General features: G+C 67.0%; 13 protein-coding genes. 10 read left to right on the top strand and 3 right to left on the bottom strand.

Going from position 1 to position 18,531, the window contains the following annotated elements; all coding sequences use genetic code 11:
• Positions 1-122 precede the first annotated feature (122 nt).
• The 4 genes from smc (at position 123) to def (ending at position 7,775) form a co-directional block, all read left to right on the top strand.
• Complete coding sequence (gene smc, locus BDO18943_RS28950) at positions 123-3,635, top strand: chromosome segregation protein SMC (RefSeq protein WP_175024965.1); 3,513 nt, start codon at positions 123-125, stop codon at positions 3,633-3,635.
• Positions 3,636-3,720: 85 nt separating this feature from the next.
• Positions 3,721-5,004: a cell division protein ZipA C-terminal FtsZ-binding domain-containing protein gene (locus BDO18943_RS28945; RefSeq protein WP_175024964.1), complete on the top strand. Its 1,284-nt coding sequence runs from the start codon at positions 3,721-3,723 to the stop codon at positions 5,002-5,004.
• Positions 5,005-5,169: 165 nt separating this feature from the next.
• On the top strand, positions 5,170-7,245 hold the full coding sequence (gene ligA / locus BDO18943_RS28940) for an NAD-dependent DNA ligase LigA (protein WP_175024963.1): 2,076 nt from the start codon (positions 5,170-5,172) through the stop codon (positions 7,243-7,245).
• A complete protein-coding gene (gene def, locus BDO18943_RS28935; RefSeq protein WP_011352465.1) occupies positions 7,242-7,775 on the top strand; it encodes a peptide deformylase in 534 nt (177 codons plus the stop codon). The genes ligA and def overlap by 4 nt, the downstream gene beginning before the upstream one ends.
• A 91-nt stretch (positions 7,776-7,866) precedes the next feature.
• Here def and BDO18943_RS28930 read toward each other — a convergent pair whose 3' ends face one another.
• The 3 genes from BDO18943_RS28930 to map are packed head-to-tail and all read right to left on the bottom strand — an operon-like array spanning position 7,867 to position 13,183.
• Positions 7,867-9,729, bottom strand: coding sequence for a pseudouridine synthase (locus BDO18943_RS28930; RefSeq protein ID WP_175024962.1), 1,863 nt, complete (start codon positions 9,727-9,729; stop codon positions 7,867-7,869).
• 16 nt (positions 9,730-9,745) lie between these two features.
• The gene (locus BDO18943_RS28925; protein ID WP_175024961.1) at positions 9,746-12,322 is read right to left on the bottom strand and encodes a [protein-PII] uridylyltransferase; all 2,577 of its coding nucleotides are present in this window, start codon (positions 12,320-12,322) and stop codon (positions 9,746-9,748) included.
• A gap of 45 nt (positions 12,323-12,367) precedes the next feature.
• Entirely contained in the window at positions 12,368-13,183 is an 816-nt protein-coding gene (gene map, locus BDO18943_RS28920; protein WP_089450837.1) for a type I methionyl aminopeptidase, read from the bottom strand.
• A 377-nt stretch (positions 13,184-13,560) separates the two neighbouring features.
• On the opposite strand from map, the gene rpsB reads away from it, so the two are divergent.
• The 6 genes from rpsB to BDO18943_RS28890 all read left to right on the top strand — a co-directional run bounded on the left by rpsB (position 13,561) and on the right by BDO18943_RS28890 (position 18,521).
• Complete coding sequence (rpsB, locus tag BDO18943_RS28915; protein ID WP_011352461.1) at positions 13,561-14,301, top strand: 30S ribosomal protein S2; 741 nt, start codon at positions 13,561-13,563, stop codon at positions 14,299-14,301.
• A 162-nt stretch (positions 14,302-14,463) separates the two neighbouring features.
• Positions 14,464-15,345, top strand: coding sequence for a translation elongation factor Ts (tsf, locus tag BDO18943_RS28910; protein WP_043190814.1), 882 nt, complete (start codon positions 14,464-14,466; stop codon positions 15,343-15,345).
• A 163-nt stretch (positions 15,346-15,508) separates the two neighbouring features.
• Positions 15,509-16,222: a UMP kinase gene (gene pyrH / locus BDO18943_RS28905; RefSeq protein ID WP_011352459.1), complete on the top strand. Its 714-nt coding sequence runs from the start codon at positions 15,509-15,511 to the stop codon at positions 16,220-16,222.
• Between the two features lie 91 nt (positions 16,223-16,313).
• Positions 16,314-16,874, top strand: a complete 561-nt coding sequence (gene frr, locus BDO18943_RS28900; RefSeq protein WP_175024960.1) for a ribosome recycling factor — start codon at positions 16,314-16,316, stop codon at positions 16,872-16,874.
• A gap of 49 nt (positions 16,875-16,923) precedes the next feature.
• On the top strand, positions 16,924-17,706 hold the full coding sequence (gene uppS / locus BDO18943_RS28895) for a polyprenyl diphosphate synthase (protein WP_122945701.1): 783 nt from the start codon (positions 16,924-16,926) through the stop codon (positions 17,704-17,706).
• Positions 17,700-18,521 carry a phosphatidate cytidylyltransferase gene (locus BDO18943_RS28890; RefSeq protein ID WP_043190825.1) on the top strand — a complete coding sequence of 274 codons (822 nt, stop codon included), beginning with the start codon at positions 17,700-17,702 and terminating at the stop codon, positions 18,519-18,521. The genes uppS and BDO18943_RS28890 overlap by 7 nt, the downstream gene beginning before the upstream one ends.
• The last annotated feature ends 10 nt before the right edge of the window (positions 18,522-18,531 follow it).

The following is an 18,531-nucleotide window of genomic DNA, read 5'->3' as shown; positions in this document are numbered from 1 at the left end:
GCCCAACGCTGTATGCGCGCGGCCCCGCTTTTGAATTCCGGGGCGCATCGCGCGCATGGGCCGTCCGGCCTCGCGCAGTGCGGCTCCGTCCGTTTCACACCTTCTTCACATCCGATACCGCCGTGCGTCTGAGCTCGATCAAACTCGCTGGCTTCAAATCCTTTGTCGATCCCACGCATTTCCAGGTTCCGGGCCAGCTTGTCGGCGTGGTGGGCCCGAACGGGTGCGGCAAGTCCAACATCATCGACGCCGTGCGCTGGGTGCTCGGCGAGTCGCGCGCGTCCGAGCTGCGCGGCGAGTCGATGCAGGACGTGATCTTCAATGGCTCGACCGCCCGCAAGCCCGGCAGCCGGGCCAGCGTCGAACTGATCTTCGACAACTCCGACGGCCGCGCGGCCGGCCAGTGGGGCCAGTACGGCGAGATCGCCGTGAAGCGCGTGCTCACGCGCGACGGCACGTCGAGTTACTACATCAACAACCTGCCGGCGCGCCGCCGCGACATCCAGGACATCTTCCTCGGTACCGGCCTCGGGCCGCGTGCGTACGCGATCATCGGGCAGGGCATGATCGCGCGGATCATCGAGGCGAAGCCGGAAGAGCTGCGCGTGTTCCTCGAGGAAGCCGCGGGCGTGTCGAAGTACAAGGAACGCCGCCGCGAGACCGAGAACCGCCTGCACGACACGCGCGAGAACCTGACGCGCGTCGAGGACATCGTCCGCGAACTCGGTGCGAACCTCGAGAAGCTCGAGGCGCAGGCCGTCGTTGCGACCAAGTACAAGGAACTCGTCGCCGACGGCGAGGAGAAGCAGCGCCTGTTGTGGCTGCTGCGCAAGAACGAGGCTGCCGGCGAGCAGCAGAAGCAGCAGCGCGCGATCGAACAGGCTCAGATCGACCTCGAGGCGCAGACCGCGAAGTTGCGCGAGGTCGAGGCGCAGCTCGAGACGCTGCGCGTCGCGCATTACTCGGCGAGCGATGCGATGCAGGGCGCGCAGGGTTCGCTCTACGAAGCGAACGCCGAGGTGAGTCGCCTCGAAGCCGAGATCAAGTTCATCGTCGAATCGCGCAACCGCGTGCAGGCGCAGATCGCCGCGCTGAATGCGCAGCGCGAGCAATGGCGCGCGCAGGCCGAGAAGGCGCAGGACGAGCTCGAGGACGCCGAAGAGGCGCGTGCGATGGCCGACGAGAAGGCCGCGCTCGCCGAAGACAACGCAGCCGCGAAGCACGACGCGCTGCCGGCGCTCGAAGCCAAATGGCGCGATGCGCAGGCGCAGCTCAACGACGAGCGCGCGCGGATCGCGCAGACCGAACAGTCGCTGAAGCTCGAAGCCGCGCACCAGCGTAACGCCGACCAGCAGCTCCAGCAGCTTCAGCAGCGCCATGAGCGCCTGAAGAGCGAAGCGGGCGGGCTCGACGCGCCGGACGAGGCCCAGCTCGAAGAGCAGCGCATGCAGCTCGCCGAGCAGGAAGAGATCCTGGCCGAAGCGCAGGCGCGCCTCGCCGACGCGCAGGAAACGGTGCCGCGCCTTGATGGCGAACGCCGCGCCGCGCAGGAGCGCGTGCAGGCCGAAGCCGCGCAGATCCACCAGCTCGAGGCGCGTCTCGCCGCGCTGAAGCAGTTGCAGGAAAACGTGCAGACCGAAGGCAAGGTGCAGCCGTGGCTCGACAAGCACGAGCTCGGCGCGCTGCCGCGTCTGTGGAAGAAGTTGCATGTCGAAGCCGGCTGGGAAGCGGCGCTTGAGGCCGTGCTGCGCGAGCGCCTTGCCGCGCTCGAAGTGTCGAACCTCGACTGGGTGAAGGCTTTTGCCACCGACGCACCGCCCGCGAAGCTCGCGTTCTACGCGCCGCCCGTGGCCGGCGAACCGCCCGCGGCCGTGGCCGGGCTGCGTCCGGTGCTGTCGCTCGTGCGCATCGACGATGCGGGCATCCGCGCGGTGCTGAACGACTGGCTCGGCAACGTGTATGTCGCCGACGACGTCGCGCAGGCGCTCGCGACGCGCACGCAGCTGCCGGCAGGCGGCGCGTTCGTCGTCAAGGCCGGTCATATCGTCACGCGTGTCGGCGTGCAGCTTTATGCGGCCGATTCGGAGCAGGCCGGGATGCTGGCCCGCCAGCAGGAAATCGAAAACCTGACGCGCCAGGTGCGTGCGCAGGCGCTGCTCGCCGACGAGGCGCGCACCGCCGCCGTGCGCGCGGAAGCCGCGCACACGCAGGCCACCCAGGCGCTCGGCGACGTGCGCGCACAGGCCGAGCGTGCGACGCAGCGCGTGCACGCGCTGCAGATGGACGTGCTGAAGCTTGCACAGGCGCACGAACGTTATACGCAGCGCAGCACGCAGATCCGCGAGGAACTCGAGGAAATCGGCGCGCAGATCGAAGAGCAGCGCGCGATGCGCGCGGAGTCGGAGGCGAATTTCGAGCGTTTCGACGGAGAGCTCGCGGAACTGCAGGCGCGCTTCGAGGACAACCAGCTCGCGTTCGAAGCGCTCGACGAGTCGCTGACGCAGGCGCGCCAGGAAGCGCGCGACCTCGAGCGCGGCGCGAACGACGCGCGCTTCGCCGCACGCAATGCAGTGACGCGGATCGACGAGCTCAAGCGCAGCATTCAGGTCGCACACGAACAGAGCGAGCGTGTTGCTGCGTCGCTGGAAGACGCGCGCGCCGAGCTTGAAACGATCAACGAACAGACCGCGCACACGGGCCTGCAGGACGCGCTCGAAATTCGTGCGGTGAAGGAAGAGGCGCTGCAGGCCGCGCGGATCGAACTCGACGACCTGACCGCGAAGCTGCGCGCGTCGGACGAGCAGCGGCTCGTCGCCGAGCGTTCGCTGCAACCGCTGCGCGACCGCATCACCGAATTGCAGTTGAAGGAGCAGGCCGCGCGCCTGTCGGTCGAGCAGTTCGCCGAGCAGCTCGTGACGGCCGAGGTCGACGAGGTGGCGCTGTCCGCGAAGCTCACGCCGGATCTGAAGCCGTCGTACCTGCAGGGCGAGGTCACGCGCCTGAACAATGCGATCAACTCGCTCGGCCCGGTGAACATGGCCGCGCTCGACGAGCTGAAGGCCGCGAGCGAGCGCAAGGTGTTCCTCGACGCGCAGTCGGCCGACCTGATCGACGCGATCACGACGCTCGAGGACGCGATCCACAAGATCGACCAGGAAACCCGCACGCTGCTGCAGGGCACCTTCGACGAGGTCAACCGTCACTTTAGCGACCTGTTCCCGCGCCTGTTCGGCGGCGGCCAGGCGAAGCTGATCATGACGGGCGACGAAATCCTCGATGCCGGCGTGCAGGTGATGGCGCAGCCGCCGGGCAAGAAGAACGCGACGATTCACCTGCTGTCGGGCGGCGAGAAGGCGCTGACCGCGACCGCACTGGTGTTCGCGATGTTCCAGCTGAACCCGGCGCCGTTCTGTCTGCTGGACGAGGTCGACGCACCGCTCGACGATGCGAACACCGAGCGTTTCGCGAATCTCGTGCGCGCGATGTCCGACAAGACGCAGTTCCTGTTCATCTCGCACAACAAGATCGCGATGGAAATGGCGCAGCAGCTGATCGGCGTGACGATGCAGGAGCAGGGTGTGTCGCGGATCGTCGCGGTGGACATGGAAACCGCCGCGGGTTTTGCCCAGAATTGACGTTTGACGAAACCGGACCGCGTTCGCGCGGCGCATGGGCGCCCGTTCGCGGTTCCGACGAACAAGAATTGCTGATGGAGCGTGCATGGACGAGTTGACACTCGGTTTGATCGGCGCGGGCGCCGTCGTGGTGGGCGGCGTCGTGGTCTACAACGCATGGCAGGGCGCGAAGGTGCGGCGCAAGATGCCGCGCCCGATGCCGGAGGAAGCGGCCGAGGCGATGAACCGCCCCGAACGCGAAGAAGAGCTGCCGTTCATCGAGCCGGTGCGTCAGCCGGTGCGGCGCGAACCCGCGGCGCCGGTCACGACGGCCGCCACGGCCGGCACGCCGGCCGAAGTCGCGCGCGTCGAGCCGACGTTCGGTGGCGCGGCGCCTGCCGACATGCCGGCCGATCTGCAGGCCGAGGCGACCGGCGTCGACATGCCGGCCGAGTCGGTCGAGCCGGTGGCCGGCGTCGAAGCCGTGCCCGCCGCCGCGCATGAAGTGCACGCTGAACCGGCCGAGCAGGCCGAACCCGTGCTGCCGGCTGCAACGACGATCTCGTCGGCACCGCCGGCGATCGTCGACCGCCGGATCGACTGCATCGTGCCGATCCGCCTTGGCGGGCCGCTGCCGGGCGACAAGATCCTGCCGGCCGCGCAGCGGCTGCGTCGCGCGGGCAGCAAGCCCGTGCATATCGAAGGCAAGCCGGAAGGCGGCCAGTGGGAGCTGCTGCAGAACGGTGTGCGCTACGAGGAACTGCGCGCGGCCGCACAGCTCGCGAACCGCAGCGGCGCGCTGAACGAGCTCGAGTTCTCCGAATTCGTGACGGGCGTCCAGCAGTTCGCCGACGCGATCGACGGCGCGCCGGAATTCCCGGACATGATGGAAACGGTCGCGATGGCGCGCGAGCTCGACGCCTTTGCCGCGCAGTGCGACGCGCAGCTGTCGGTCAACGTGATGTCGGACGGCGCGCCGTGGTCGGCGAACTACGTGCAGGCCGTGGCGTCGCAGGACGGGCTGCTGCTGTCGCGCGACGGCACGCGTTTCGTGAAGCTCGACGCGAAGCAGAACCCCGTGTTCATGCTGCAGTTCGGCGACACGAACTTCCTGCGTGACGACCTCACGTACAAGGGCGGCAACATGATCACGCTGGTGCTCGACGTGCCGGTGGCCGAAGAGGACATCCTGCCGTTCCGGCTGATGTGCGACTACGCGAAATCGCTGTCCGAACGGATCGGTGCACGCGTGGTCGACGATTCGCGGCGGCCGCTGCCGGAGTCGACGCTGGTCGCGATCGATCAGCAACTGATGAAGCTGTACGCGAAGCTCGAGGAAGCTGGCATCCCGGCCGGTTCGCCGGTCACGCGCCGCCTCTTCAGCCAGTAACGCGCGCCCGGCGGGCGGCGGCTTTCGGCGCCGTCGCCCGTCGCTGCAATGCACCGTGCTGTGTGCACTGCAACGGGCCCGCGCGGCACGCATCGTGTGCCCCCGCTGCGGCGTCAAACTGAGATAATCGGAATTCCGATTTTTCAGAACGACTCTGCCGCCAGCATGGCCCGAACCCAAGCCGAACCGCCAGCCAGCCAGCCCGACGCGCGCGCCGCGTGGCTGCGCGACCAACTCGAGCGGGCGAACTACGCCTATTACGTGCTCGACCAGCCGGATCTGCCCGACGCGGAATACGACCGGCTGTTCCGCGAACTGCAGCAGCTCGAAACCGACCATCCCGAACTCGTGACGCCCGATTCGCCGACGCAGCGCGTCGGCGGCGAGGCGGCCGGCGGCTTCACGCCGGTCGTCCATGACGCGCCGATGCTGTCGCTGAACAACGGCTTCGCCGACGAGGACATCGCCGCATTCGACAAGCGTGTCGCCGACGCGCTCGACAAGACGACCGATCTCGCCGGCTCGGTGACGGAGCCCGTCGAGTACGCGTGCGAACTGAAGTTCGACGGCCTCGCGATCTCGCTGCGCTACGAGCAGGGCGTATTCGTGCAGGCGTCGACGCGCGGCGACGGGACGACGGGCGAGGACGTGACCGAGAACGTGCGCACGATCCGCTCGATTCCGCTGAAACTGAAGGGCGATCACGTGCCGGCCGTGCTCGACGTACGTGGCGAGGTGCTGATGTTCAAGCGCGATTTCGCACGCCTGAACGAACGCCAGCGTGCGGCCGAGCAGCGCGAATTCGCGAATCCGCGCAACGCGGCGGCCGGCAGCCTGCGCCAGCTCGACTCGAAGATCACCGCGCAGCGTCCGCTGTCGTTCTTCGCATACGGGATCGGCGTGCTCGACGGGATGCCGATGCCCGATACGCACAGCGCGCTGCTCGACTGGTACGAGTCGCTCGGCCTGCCCGTGAACCGCGAGCGCGCGGTCGTGCAGGGCGCCGAAGGCTTGCTCGGGTTCTTCCGCAGGATCGGCGAGAAGCGCGAGTCGCTGCCGTACGACATCGACGGCGTCGTCTACAAGGTCAACCGGCGCGACGAACAGGAGCGCCTCGGCTTCGTGTCGCGCGCGCCGCGCTTCGCGCTCGCGCACAAGTTCCCCGCGCAGGAAGCGCTGACCAAACTCGTCGCGATCGACGTGCAGGTCGGCCGCACGGGTGCGATCACGCCGGTCGCGCGCCTCGAGCCCGTGTTCGTCGGCGGCGCGACCGTGACCAACGCGACGCTGCACAACGAGGACGAGGTGCGCCGCAAGGACATCCGGATCGGCGATACCGTGATCGTGCGCCGCGCGGGCGACGTGATTCCCGAGGTGGTCGGTGCGCTGCTCGACCGGCGTCCGGCCGACGCGGCTGAATTCGTGATGCCGACCGAATGCCCGGTGTGCGGCTCGAAGATCGAGCGCCTGCCGGACGAGGCGATCGCGCGCTGCACGGGCGGCCTGTTCTGCCCGGCGCAGCGCAAGCAGGCGCTGTGGCACTTCGCGCAGCGCCGCGCGCTCGACATCGACGGGCTCGGCGAGAAGATCATCGACCAGCTCGTCGAGCTGAATCTCGTGCGCACGCCGGCCGACCTGTTCAATCTCGGTTTTGCGACGCTCGCCGAGCTCGACCGGTTCGCCGAGAAGTCGGCACAGAATCTGCTCGATTCGCTCGAGAAGGCGAAGCACACGACGCTCGCGCGCTTCATCTACGGGCTCGGCATCCGTCACGTGGGCGAATCGACGGCGAAGGATCTCGCGAAGCATTTCGGCTCGCTGACGCCGATCATGGATGCATCGATCGAAGAACTGCTCGAAGTCAACGACGTCGGGCCGATCGTCGCCGAGTCGCTCCACCAGTTCTTCGCGGAAGAGCACAACCGGACTGTGATCGAGCAGTTGCGCGCGCCGGGCAAGGTGACGTGGCCGGAAGGGCCGCCCGCGCCGAAGGCGCCGCAGGGCGTGCTGGTCGGCAAGACGGTCGTGCTGACGGGCACGCTGCCGACGCTCACGCGCGATGCCGCGAAGGAAATGCTCGAAGCGGCGGGCGCGAAAGTGGCCGGTTCGGTATCGAAGAAGACGGATTACGTGGTCGCGGGCGCCGAAGCCGGCAGCAAGCTCGCGAAGGCCGAGGAACTCGGCATCCCCGTGCTGGACGAAGACGGCCTGCACCAACTCCTGGAGGGCAATACGCCATGATTCGCGAGATCCTGAAGATGGGCGATCCGCGCCTGCTCGAAGTCGCCAAGCCGGTCGAGCGGTTCGATACACCCGAACTGCACGAGATCGTCGCGGACATGTTCGAGACGATGCACCATGCGAACGGCGCCGGACTGGCCGCACCGCAGATCGGCATCGGGCTGCAGCTCATCATCTTCGGCTTCGGCAACAACAACCGCTACCCGGATGCGCCGCCGGTGCCCGAGACCGTGCTGATCAACCCGAAGGTCGAGTACATGCCGCCGGACATGGAAGAGGGCTGGGAAGGCTGCCTGTCGGTGCCGGGCATGCGGGGCGTCGTCAGCCGCTACGCGAAGGTGCGCTACAGCGGCTTCGACCAGTACGGCGAGAAGATCGATCGCGTTGCCGACGGTTTTCATGCACGCGTCGTCCAGCACGAATACGATCACCTGATCGGCAAGCTGTATCCGATGCGGATCACCGACTTCACGCGCTTCGGTTTCACGGAAGTGCTGTTCCCGGGGCTGGACCCGGCTTCCGACGACTGATTGCCCGGCGCGCCCGGTTTCTCGCCGACAAGAAAAAAGCCCGCTTGCGCGGGCTTTTTCATTGCGTGGCACGCGTGTGGCGCGCCTGCGGTCAGAACGTCTCGTCGGCCGACAGATAGCGCCATTGACCCTGCGGCAGGGCGCCGAGCATCACGCGGCCCATCCGCACGCGCTTCAGGCCGATCACGTCGAGGCCCACCAGTTCGCACATGCGACGGATCTGGCGCTTCTTGCCTTCGCGCAGCACGAAGCGCAGCTGTTCGCCGTTCTGCCAGCTGACCATCGCGGGCTTCAGCGCGACGCCGTCGAGCTCGAGGCCGTGGCGCAGCTTCGCGAGCGATTCCGCGGGGAAGTGCTGGTCGATGTCGATGAGCCGTTCGCCGAAGCGCACGCGCACCAGGTACTCCTTGTCGATATCCGACTGCTCGCCGATCAGCTGCTTTGCGATCACACCGTTCTGCGTCAGCACGAGCAGGCCGGTCGAATCGATGTCCAGGCGGCCGGCCGGTGCGAGTGCGTGCAGGTGCTGCGGCGAGAAGCGCACCGGCGAATGGTCGCCGCTCCAGCGGTTCGCGCGCGTGATCAGCACGGCAGCCGGCTCGTAGCCGTCTTCCGCCTGGCCCGACACATAGCCGACCGGCTTGTGCAGCAGGATCGTCACTTGCGCGGCCTGCGCGGCGCTCGCCCGTTCGTCGATCTCGATCTTCTGGTCGGCGCGTACCTTGGTGCCGAGCGTGTCGATGCGTTCACCGTCGACGAGTACCCAGCCCTTTTCGATCCATTCGTCGGCTTCGCGGCGCGAGCACATGCCGAGTTCGGACATCCGTTTCGACAGGCGCATCAGCCCCGATTCGTCGCCGTAGTCGACGTCGGCTGCGGCGCGCTTGACCGGTTGCGCGGTCTTGACCGCGCCGAACGAGCGGCGCTCGCCGTCGCGTGCGGGGCGGGCCGGGCGGTCGCCGAAGCTGCGCTTCGCGCCTTCGCCGGCGGGCTTGTCGCGATACGACGGGCGCTTGCCGTCGTCGGCGCCTGCGCGGCGCGGGCGGTCATCGTCGTTGCGACGCGGCGGGCGATCCGACGACGTGCGACGGTCGCCGAAGCTGCGCTTCGCGCCTTCGCCGGATGCGTTGTCGCGATACGGCGCGCGTGCGCCGCCTTCGCCACCCGTGCGACGCGGACGTGAGTCGTCATCGCGGCGCGGCGGGCGATCGGACGGCGTGCGGCGGTCGCCGAAGCTGCGCTTTGCGCCTTCGCCGGAAGCGTTGTCGCGATACGGTGCGCGTGCGCCGCCTTCGCCACCCGTGCGACGCGGACGTGAGTCGTCATCGCGGCGCGGCGGGCGATCCGACGACGTGCGACGGTCGCCGAAGCTGCGCTTTGCACCTTCACCGGAAGCGTTGTCGCGATACGGCGCGCGCGGGCCACCTTCGCCACCCGTGCGGCGCGGACGTGAGTCGTCATCGCGGCGCGGCGGACGATCCGACGACGTGCGACGGTCGCCGAAGCTGCGCTTCGCGCCTTCGCCGGAAGCGTTGTCGCGATACGGCGCGCGCGGGCCACCTTCGCCACCCGTGCGACGCGGACGCGAGTCGTCATCGCGGCGCGGCGGACGATCGGACGTCGTGCGACGGTCGCCGAAGCTGCGCTTCGCGCCTTCGCCGGAAGCGTTGTCGCGATAAGGGGCACGCGTGCCGCGTTCGGCACCGCCGTCACGCGGCGCACGCTTGGCCGGTGCGCGATCCGCGCCCGGGCGCTCGCCGCCCGCGGCAGCGCGCGGCTTGAACGTGCGTTCGCCGGCGGCGGCCGGGGCGGCCTTCTTCGGGCGGGCCGGCTTGTCCCCTGCGGGCGGCGCAGCGGGACGCACCGCCTTGCGGGCGACGAGGCTGCCGGAGCGGACAGGGGCGCGGGTCGGCGACGCCGGCTTCGGATTCTTGACGGTTAATTTGGTGCGCATAAACGCTGGAATTCATTCAGACTGCGATCGCACGCAGCAATTCGGTTTCGAGCTGGATCTGCAGGCGGTTGTCGGACAAGCCGGCACCCGCGAGCAGGAAGATGTCCTCGACGCGTTCGCCGAGCGTATTGATCCGCGCCGCGTGGACGCCGATCCGATGCTCGGCGAGTACGCGCGCGATCGAATAGAGAAGGCCCGGCCGGTCGTTGGCCGACACGGACAGGATGTAGTACTGGCCGCGCTCGTCGGCCCGCAGGTCGACGCGCGGCGTGATCGGAAACGTCCGGGACAGCCTCGACAGGCGGCCCTTGGACGGCTCCGGCAACGGTGCGGTTTCGGTGAGCCGCGATGCGAGCTGTTGCTCGACGAGATTCGCGATGTCGCGGTACCGCACGTCACGTTCGGTCTGCGTGACGATGAAGTTGTCGAGCGCATAGCCGTGCCGCGTCGTGCTGACGCGTGCGTCGAGCACCGACAGCCCGTTGCGGTCGAAATACGCGCAGATGCCCGCGAACAGGTCGGGGCGATCCTTCACGTACACGAGCACCTGCAGCGCATCGCCGATCGGCGACGGCCGCGCGCGGACGATCGCGGTTTCGGCGTTCACGTGCCGGTACAGCACGCGTGTTTGCCAGGCGATGTCGGCTGCGTCGTGACGCAGGAAGAAGCCGACGTCGAGCTGATCCCACAGCGCGCGGTGTGCGTCATCGGGCACGGTTTCCAGGCGCAGCAGCGCGAGCGCCTGCTCCTGCCGTGACTTCAGCTCCGAATGCGCGTCGGGGTTGGCGCCGCCGAGCACCGCGAGCGTGATGCGGTACAGATCCTCGAGCAGTTTGCCCTTCCACGTGTTCCACACCTTCGGGCTCGTGCCGCGGATATCGGCGACGGTCAGCAGGTAGAGCGCGGTGAGGCGCCGTTCGTTGCCGACGAGTTCGGCGAAGCGCTTGATGACTTCGGGGTCGCTCGTGTCCTGCTTCTGCGCGACCTGGCTCATCGTCAGGTGATGCTGGACGAGCCACACGATCAGCGCCGCGTCGCCGCCGGGGATTCCGTGTTCGCGGCAGAAGCGCCGCGCATCGGTCATCCCGAGCGTCGAGTGGTCGCCGCCGCGGCCCTTCGCGATGTCGTGGAACAGCGCCGCGACATACAGCACCCACGGGCGCTCGAAGTTGCCGATCAGCTGGCTGCAGAACGGATATTCGTGTGCATGCTCGGCGACCGCGAAACGGCGGATGTTGCGCAGCACCATCAGGATGTGCTGGTCGACCGTGTACACGTGGTACAGGTCGTGCTGCATCTGGCCGACGATGCGGCGGAAATTCAGCAGGTAGCGGCCGAGCACGCTCGTCTGGTTCATCAGCCGGAACGCGTGCGTGATCCCTTCGGGTTGCTGAAGGATCCGCATGAACGTGTCGCGATTCTGCGGATCGCGGCGCCACGCGTTGTTCATGATCTCGCGCGAGTTGTACAGCGCGCGCAGCGTGCGCGCGGACAGGCCCTTCACGCCGCGGGTCGTCTCGTACAGCAGGAACGCTTCGAGGATTGCGTCGGGGTGGCGCTCGAACACGCCGTCGTCGACGATCTCGAGCATGCCCTGCTTCTCGACGAAGCGGTCGGGCGACAGCACGCGCGTGATGCCGCTCGTCGCGGGGAACAGCTGCGCCTCGATGTTCTGGATCAGAATCGTCGCGAGCTGCGTGACGGCTTTCGCGGCCCAGTAATAGCGGCGCATCAGCTGTTCGCTCGCGCGCTTGGCCTGCGTCGGCTGGTAGCCGAAGCTCTCGGCGGCCTGCGTCTGCAGGTCGAACACGAGCATGTCCTGGCGGCGGCCGGCGATCACGTGCAGCCGCGCGCGCAGCGTCTTCAGGAATCCTTCGTTGCGGCGCAGCTCGCGCGCTTCGCGATCGGTGATGAGGCCGCGCGTGTCGAGCTCGCGCCAGCTGCTGCCGAAACCGGCCGCGCGCGCGATCCACAGGATCGTCTGCAGGTCGCGCAACCCGCCGGGGCTTTCCTTCACGTTCGGTTCGAGGCTGTACGGCGTGTCCTGGAACTTCGCGTGGCGCTGGCGCATCTCGAGCACCTTCGCGGTGAAGAACGCGCGGGCGTCGAGCGCCTCGTGGTAGCGCACCGTGAAGCGCTCGAACAGCGCGGTGCTGCCGACGATGCGGCGCGCTTCCAGCAGTGAGGTCTGTACCGTGACGTCCTGCGACGCCTCCTCGATGCACTGCGCGACCGTGCGCACGCTGCTGCCGATCTCGAGGCCGAGATCCCACGCCATCCCGATGAAGCGCTCGATGCGCGCATCGAGCGCCGGGTCGTGCGCATCGGGCAGCAGCACGAGGATGTCGACGTCGGAATAGGGCGCGAGCTCGCCGCGCCCGTAGCCGCCGACGGCGACGAGCGCGAGCGTCGCGGGCAGCCCGCAGTCGTCCCACACGCGCTTCAGCGCGTCGTCGGTGAGTTTCGACAGCGCGTGCATCAGCGACGCGACGTTCGTCGCGCGGCGGAAGCGCTCGAGCATCTCCGTCTTGGCGGCCTTGAATTCGGCGCGCCGCGACAGCGCGTCGGGCGAGGGGGCGGCGTGAGCGCTCATGGGCGGCTGTTCAGGTGCGGGCAGGGCGGGCTGGCGCGGTGGCGCTCAGACCGCGGCGGCCGGTTGCGCGAACACGGGGCGCGCCGGCGTGCCGGCCGATACGGTCAGCACTTCGTAGCCGGTTTCGGTGACGAGCACCGTGTGCTCCCACTGCGCGGACAGGCTGCGGTCGCGCGTCTTGACCGTCCACTGGTCGGGCATCGTGCGGATGTCGCGCTTGCCGGCGTTGATCATCGGCTCGATCGTGAAGATCATCCCGGCCTTCAGTTCGATGCCCGTGCCCGGACGGCCGTAGTGGACGACCTGCGGATCCTCGTGGAACACCGTGCCGATGCCGTGGCCGCAGTATTCGCGCACGACGCTGTAGCCCTGCGCTTCCGCGTGCTTCTGGATCGCGTAGCCGATGTCGCCGAGGTGCGCGCCGGGCTTGACCTGGTCGATGCCGAGCCACATGCATTCGTAGGTGGTCTGCACGAGGCGCTTCGCCATGATCGAGCCTTCGCCGACGATGAACATCCGGCTCGTGTCGCCGAAGTAGCCGTTCTTGATCACGGTGATGTCGATGTTCAGCGCGTCGCCGTTCTTGATCACCTTCTCGCCGGGGATGCCGTGGCAGATCACGTCGTTGACCGAGATGCAGGTGGCCTTCGGGTACGGCGGATAGCCGGGCGGCTGGTAGTTCAGCGGCGCGGGGACCGTGCCCTGCTCGTTGAGCATGAACTCATGGCAGAGGCGGTCGAGTTCGGCGGTCGTGATGCCCGCGACGACGTGCGGGGTGATGAAGTCGAGCACTTCGCTCGCGAGACGGCAGGCGACGCGCATCTCGGCGATATCGTGTTCGTTTTTGAGCGTAATAGCCATCGAGGTATGCCTGGAATGCGGTGAATTGACGGATTATCGCACCTTCTGGCAGGCGTCGCAGCCCCTGCCGGCGGTGCGGATGCGGGTTTTCGCGGATTGTCCGCCCCGTCGCCGCGCGGCAAGCAAAAGTGGTGGGCGACTTGAGGGCGGACAAATCGGCGTGCTATACTCTTTGGCTAAGTCGATATCCAAATGCCGAACTTGCCCCGTTTTGGGGTGGCATGGCGGTGAAAGGCTTACGGCACGGGCGTTTTGCACGTGTCGAATCGCAAGCCGGCGCAACCAGGGTGCCGGCCGCGTGGAATCGGACCCTCCGGGGCAGATTCGCGCGGCGGTACGGCAGCCGGCTTAAGACCCAACCCTCGTGGAGAATTTACATGGCAGTTACGATGCGCCAAATGCTGGAAGCGGGTGTCCACTTCGGTCACCAGACGCGCTTCTGGAACCCGAAGATGGCTCCGTTCATTTTCGGTCACCGCAACAAGATTCACATCATCAACCTCGAAAAGACGCTGCCGATGTTCACGGACGCACAGAAGTACGTGCGTCAGCTGGCAGCGAACCGCGGCACGATCCTGTTCGTCGGCACGAAGCGCCAGTCGCGCGACACGATCGCCCAGGAAGCGCAGCGCGCGGGCATGCCGTACGTCAATGCACGCTGGCTCGGCGGCATGATGACCAACTTCAAGACGCTGAAGGTATCGATCAAGCGCCTGAAGGACATGGAAGCGGCCGTCGAATCGGGTGAAACCGAGAAGATGAGCAAGAAGGAAGCGCTGCTGTTCGAACGCGAAATCGCCAAGCTGCAGAAGTCGATCGGCGGCGTGAAGGACATGGGCGGCATTCCGGACGCAATCTTCGTCGTCGACGTCGGCTACCACAAGATTGCCGTTACCGAAGCGAACAAGCTGGGCGTGCCGGTCATCGCCGTGGTCGATACGAACCACTCGCCGGAAGGTGTGGATTACGTGATCCCGGGTAACGACGACTCGAGCAAGGCAGTCGCACTGTACGCTGAAGGTGTGGCCGACGCGATCCTCGAAGGCCGTGCAAACGCGGTCAACGAAGTGGTCCAGGCTGCACGCGGCGACGACGAGTACGTCGAGGAAAACGCGTAACTGGCCCCGAGCCGGCGCAAAAAGGGGGCTCTCAACAGGCCCCCTTTTTTTAAGCTTGTGCGCCGGACCTGATCGCGCCGATTTGGTGCGGGTCCGGAAACGAATCTCGGCCGTTCGCGTCCAAGCGGGCGGCGTTGTGAATACAGACTCAAGGAGCGAATGATGGCGGCAATTACCGCAAGCATGGTGGCAGAACTGCGCGCAAAGACCGACGCACCGATGATGGAGTGCAAGAAGGCGCTGACGGAAGCTGACGGCGATCTGGCCAAGGCTGAAGAGCTGCTGCGCGTCAAGCTCGGCAACAAGGCGAGCAAGGCGGCATCGCGCGTGACGGCAGAAGGCGTCGTCGCATCGTTCGTCGGCGGCAACGCAGGCGCGCTGGTCGAACTGAACTGCGAAACCGACTTCGTCGCGAAGAACGACGACTTCCTCGCATTCTCGAAGACGGTTGCAGAACTCGTTGCGACGCAAAACCCGGCTGACGTGGCTGCGCTGTCGGCACTGCCGCTCGAAGGTTCGACGGTCGACGCAGTGCGCCTGGCACTGATCGGCAAGATCGGCGAGAACGTCTCGATCCGCCGTTTCGTCCGTTTCGAAACCGCAAACAAGATCGCAACGTACCTGCACGGCGCGCGTATCGGCGTGATCGTCGAGTACACGGGTGCGGAAGAGCAGGTCGGCAAGGACGTCGCGATGCACATCGCGGCGATGAAGCCGGTCGCACTGTCGTCGGCTGACGTGCCGGCAGAACTGATCGAGACGGAACGCCGCGTGGCCGAGCAGAAGGCTGCGGAATCGGGCAAGCCGGCCGAGATCGTCGCGAAGATGGTCGACGGTAGCGTCCAGAAGTACCTGAAGGAAGTGTCGCTGCTGAACCAGACGTTCGTGAAGAACGACAAGCAGACGATCGAGCAGATGCTGAAGGCAGCGGATTCCGCTGTGCAGAAGTTCTCGCTGTTCGTCGTCGGCGAAGGCATCGAGAAGCGCCAGGACGACTTCGCCGCCGAAGTGGCCGCGCAAGTCGCAGCAGCAAAGCAGCAGTAAGCCGTAAGCAGTCAGGCAGTATCCGCGGCGGGCGTCCGCTCCGCCGCGGTCGGCGCCGCCGCCGGCCGGCCGGGAAACCCGGTCCGACCGTCGGCGCTTGCCCGAATCAGTATTTCGCCCCTACAGTTCGTGGTTGTCATCCTCTCGTCGCTCGGAAGCCCCTATGTCCAATGCCTATAAACGCGTCCTTCTCAAACTCTCCGGCGAAGCGCTGATGGGCGACGATGCCTTCGGCATCAATCGCGCGACGATCGAACGGATGGTGGCCGATATCGCCGAAGTCGTGCGTCTCGGTACGCAGCTCGCGGTCGTGATCGGTGGCGGTAATATTTTCCGCGGTGTCGCGGGTGGCGCGGCCGGCATGGATCGCGCGACGGCAGACTACATGGGGATGCTCGCGACGATGATGAACGCGCTGGCGCTGCAGGACGCAATGCGCCACGCCGGCATCGAGGCGCGCGTGCAGTCCGCGCTGCGGATGGACCAGGTCGTCGAGCCGTACATCCGGCCCCGCGCGATTCGCCAGCTCGAGGAAGGCCGCGTCGTGATCTTCGCGGCCGGTACCGGCAACCCGTTCTTCACGACGGACACGGCCGCCGCGCTGCGCGGTTCGGAAGTGGGCGCCGAGGTCGTGCTGAAGGCGACCAAGGTCGATGGCGTATATTCTGCCGATCCGAAGAAGGATCCGTCGGCCACGCGTTACACGACGATCACTTTCGACGAGGCGATCAGCCGCAACCTGCAGGTGATGGACGCGACGGCTTTTGCGCTGTGCCGCGACCAGAAGCTGCCGATTCGCGTGTTTTCGATCAACAAGCCGGGCGCGCTCAAGCGCATCGTGCTGGGCGAGGACGAAGGTACGCTCGTCCACGTGTAAACTCCCGCGGATGCGGGTCATCGGCCGCGGCGCGCCGGATGCGCCGGGCGGGGCCCGTGTTCTTTGAAGGTTAGAAGGTTCGGAGGTTGAAATGAGTGTCGCTGATACCAAGAAGGGCGTCGAGCAGAAGATGCTGCGCTCGATCGATGCATTCAAGAGTGATCTGGCAAAGATCCGTACGGGCCGTGCGCACACTGGCATGCTCGATCACGTGCAGGTTGACTACTACGGGTCGATGGTGCCGATCTCGCAGGTTGCCAACATGACGCTCGTCGACGCACGCACGATCGGTGTGCAGCCGTGGGAAAAGCCGATGGTCGCGAAGGTCGAGAAGGCCATTCGCGAAGCCGACCTGGGCCTGAACCCGGCCACCTCCGGCGACCTGATCCGCGTGCCGATGCCCGCGCTGACGGAAGAGCGCCGCCGCGAGCTGACCAAGGTCGTGAAGAGCGAAGGCGAAACGGCCAAGGTCGCGATCCGCAACCTGCGCCGCGACGCGAACGAAGCGCTCAAGAAGCTCGTGAAGGACAAGGAAATCTCGGAAGACGACGAGCGCCGTGCGAGCGACGACGTGCAGAAGCTGACCGACAAGCACGTCGCCGAAATCGACAAGCTCGTGCAGACCAAGGAAGCCGAGATCATGACGGTCTGACGACCGTCCTCGCGCGCCGCCTTCTTCCCGCATTACTGTCTCAACGGCCATGACCTATACCAGCTCTACCGTTCGCGTGCCTGACGTCGGCGTCGTGCCGCGTCACATCGCGATCATCATGGACGGCAACGGCCGTTGGGCGACCGAACGCCGCTTGCCGCGCGTCGCGGGGCACACCCGTGGCGTCGATGCCGTGCGGTCGGTGGTCGAAGGTTGCGCGCGCGCCGGCGTCGAATACCTGACGCTGTTCGCGTTCAGTTCGGAGAACTGGCGCCGGCCGAACGACGAAGTGTCGTTCCTGATGCGACTCTTCATCACCGCGCTCGAGCGCGAGGTCGGCAAGCTCCATGCGAACGGGATCCGCCTGCGTGTCGTCGGCGATCTCGACCGCTTCGAGCCGCGCATCCGCGAACTGATTCGCCGCGCCGAAACCAAGACGGCGCGCAATACCCGTCTGACGCTCACCATCGCGGCCAACTACGGCGGCCGGTGGGACATCCTGCAGGCGACGAAGAAGCTCGTCGAGCAGGCCGTGCGCGAAGGTCGCGAGGTCGAAGTGACCGAGGACGCGTTCGCGCCGCACCTGGCGATGGCCTATGCGCCGGAGCCCGATCTCTTCATCCGTACCGGCGGCGAGCAGCGCGTCAGCAACTTCCTGCTGTGGCAACTCGCGTACGCCGAATTCTATTTCACCGACAAATACTGGCCGGATTTCGACGGCGCGGCACTGGCCGACGCCATGGCGTCGTATACGGAGCGCGAGCGCCGTTTTGGCCGCACGAGCGCACAGCTCGAACCGCAATCGCAGAACGCCGACTCTCTTTCATGCTGAAAACCCGTGTGATCACGGCGATCGTGATGCTGGCGGTGCTGCTGCCGGTGACGCTGTTCGCGCCGCTCACCGCGTTCGGCGCGCTGATCGGCGTCGTGCTCGTGTTTGCCGCGTGGGAGTGGGCGCGCCTGCTCAAGCTCGGCGGTGCCGGCCCGGTCGTCTATGCCGTCGTCGCGGCGCTGGCGCTCGCGGCCACGGCGCCGCTCGGCGTCGACGCGGCTTCGTCCCGTCCCCTTTTCATGGCAGCCGGCGTGTTCTGGCTGCTGGTCGGCCCGTTCACGTTGCGGCGCAAGCCCGAGCTCGCGGGCGGCGTATGGCGGCCGTTCCTGCTGGCGGCCGGCCTCGTGGTCTTCGCGGCCTGCTGGCATGCGCTCGTCGCGGCGCGCGCGCAGGGCGTGCCGTTCGTGCTGTCGCTGCTTCTGGTCGTCTGGCTCGCCGATATCGGCGCATACTTCGCGGGCAAGGCCTTCGGAAAGCGTAAACTGGCCATCACGATCAGTCCCGGCAAGAGCTGGGAAGGCGCGATCGGTGGCTGGCTCGCCGTGATGGTCGTCGCCGGCGTCGCGATGGCCGCGCATGCGTTCGAGCCGACCCTGTTTTCTGCGTTCGCCGTGCGCTACGGGATGCCCGGCGCGTGGGCCGCACTGACGTTGCTGGTCGCGTATAGCGTGATCGGCGACCTGTTCGAGTCGCTGCTGAAGCGGCAGGCGGGTGTGAAGGATTCGAGCGGACTGCTGCCGGGTCATGGCGGCGTGCTCGACCGTGTCGACGCGCTGCTGCCGGTGCTGCCGCTCGCGATGCTGCTGCTTGGTTAAACCATTATTT

The sequence above is a fragment of the Burkholderia aenigmatica genome (genome assembly GCF_902499175.1).
GTDB lineage: Bacteria > Pseudomonadota > Gammaproteobacteria > Burkholderiales > Burkholderiaceae > Burkholderia > Burkholderia aenigmatica.
This window is presented reverse-complemented; position numbering and strand designations above follow the sequence as displayed.

Coding starts and splice junctions, on each gene's coding strand:
- uppS (WP_122945701.1), top strand. CDS start 16,924: ATGACCTATACCAGCTCTACCGTTCGCGTGCCTGACGTCGGCGTCGTG.
- rpsB (WP_011352461.1), top strand. CDS start 13,561: ATGGCAGTTACGATGCGCCAAATGCTGGAAGCGGGTGTCCACTTCGGT.
- BDO18943_RS28890 (WP_043190825.1), top strand. CDS start 17,700: ATGCTGAAAACCCGTGTGATCACGGCGATCGTGATGCTGGCGGTGCTG.
- ligA (WP_175024963.1), top strand. CDS start 5,170: ATGGCCCGAACCCAAGCCGAACCGCCAGCCAGCCAGCCCGACGCGCGC.
- map (WP_089450837.1), bottom strand. CDS start 13,183: ATGGCTATTACGCTCAAAAACGAACACGATATCGCCGAGATGCGCGTC.
- frr (WP_175024960.1), top strand. CDS start 16,314: ATGAGTGTCGCTGATACCAAGAAGGGCGTCGAGCAGAAGATGCTGCGC.
- def (WP_011352465.1), top strand. CDS start 7,242: ATGATTCGCGAGATCCTGAAGATGGGCGATCCGCGCCTGCTCGAAGTC.
- BDO18943_RS28945 (WP_175024964.1), top strand. CDS start 3,721: ATGGACGAGTTGACACTCGGTTTGATCGGCGCGGGCGCCGTCGTGGTG.
- BDO18943_RS28925 (WP_175024961.1), bottom strand. CDS start 12,322: ATGAGCGCTCACGCCGCCCCCTCGCCCGACGCGCTGTCGCGGCGCGCC.
- tsf (WP_043190814.1), top strand. CDS start 14,464: ATGGCGGCAATTACCGCAAGCATGGTGGCAGAACTGCGCGCAAAGACC.
- pyrH (WP_011352459.1), top strand. CDS start 15,509: ATGTCCAATGCCTATAAACGCGTCCTTCTCAAACTCTCCGGCGAAGCG.
- BDO18943_RS28930 (WP_175024962.1), bottom strand. CDS start 9,729: ATGCGCACCAAATTAACCGTCAAGAATCCGAAGCCGGCGTCGCCGACC.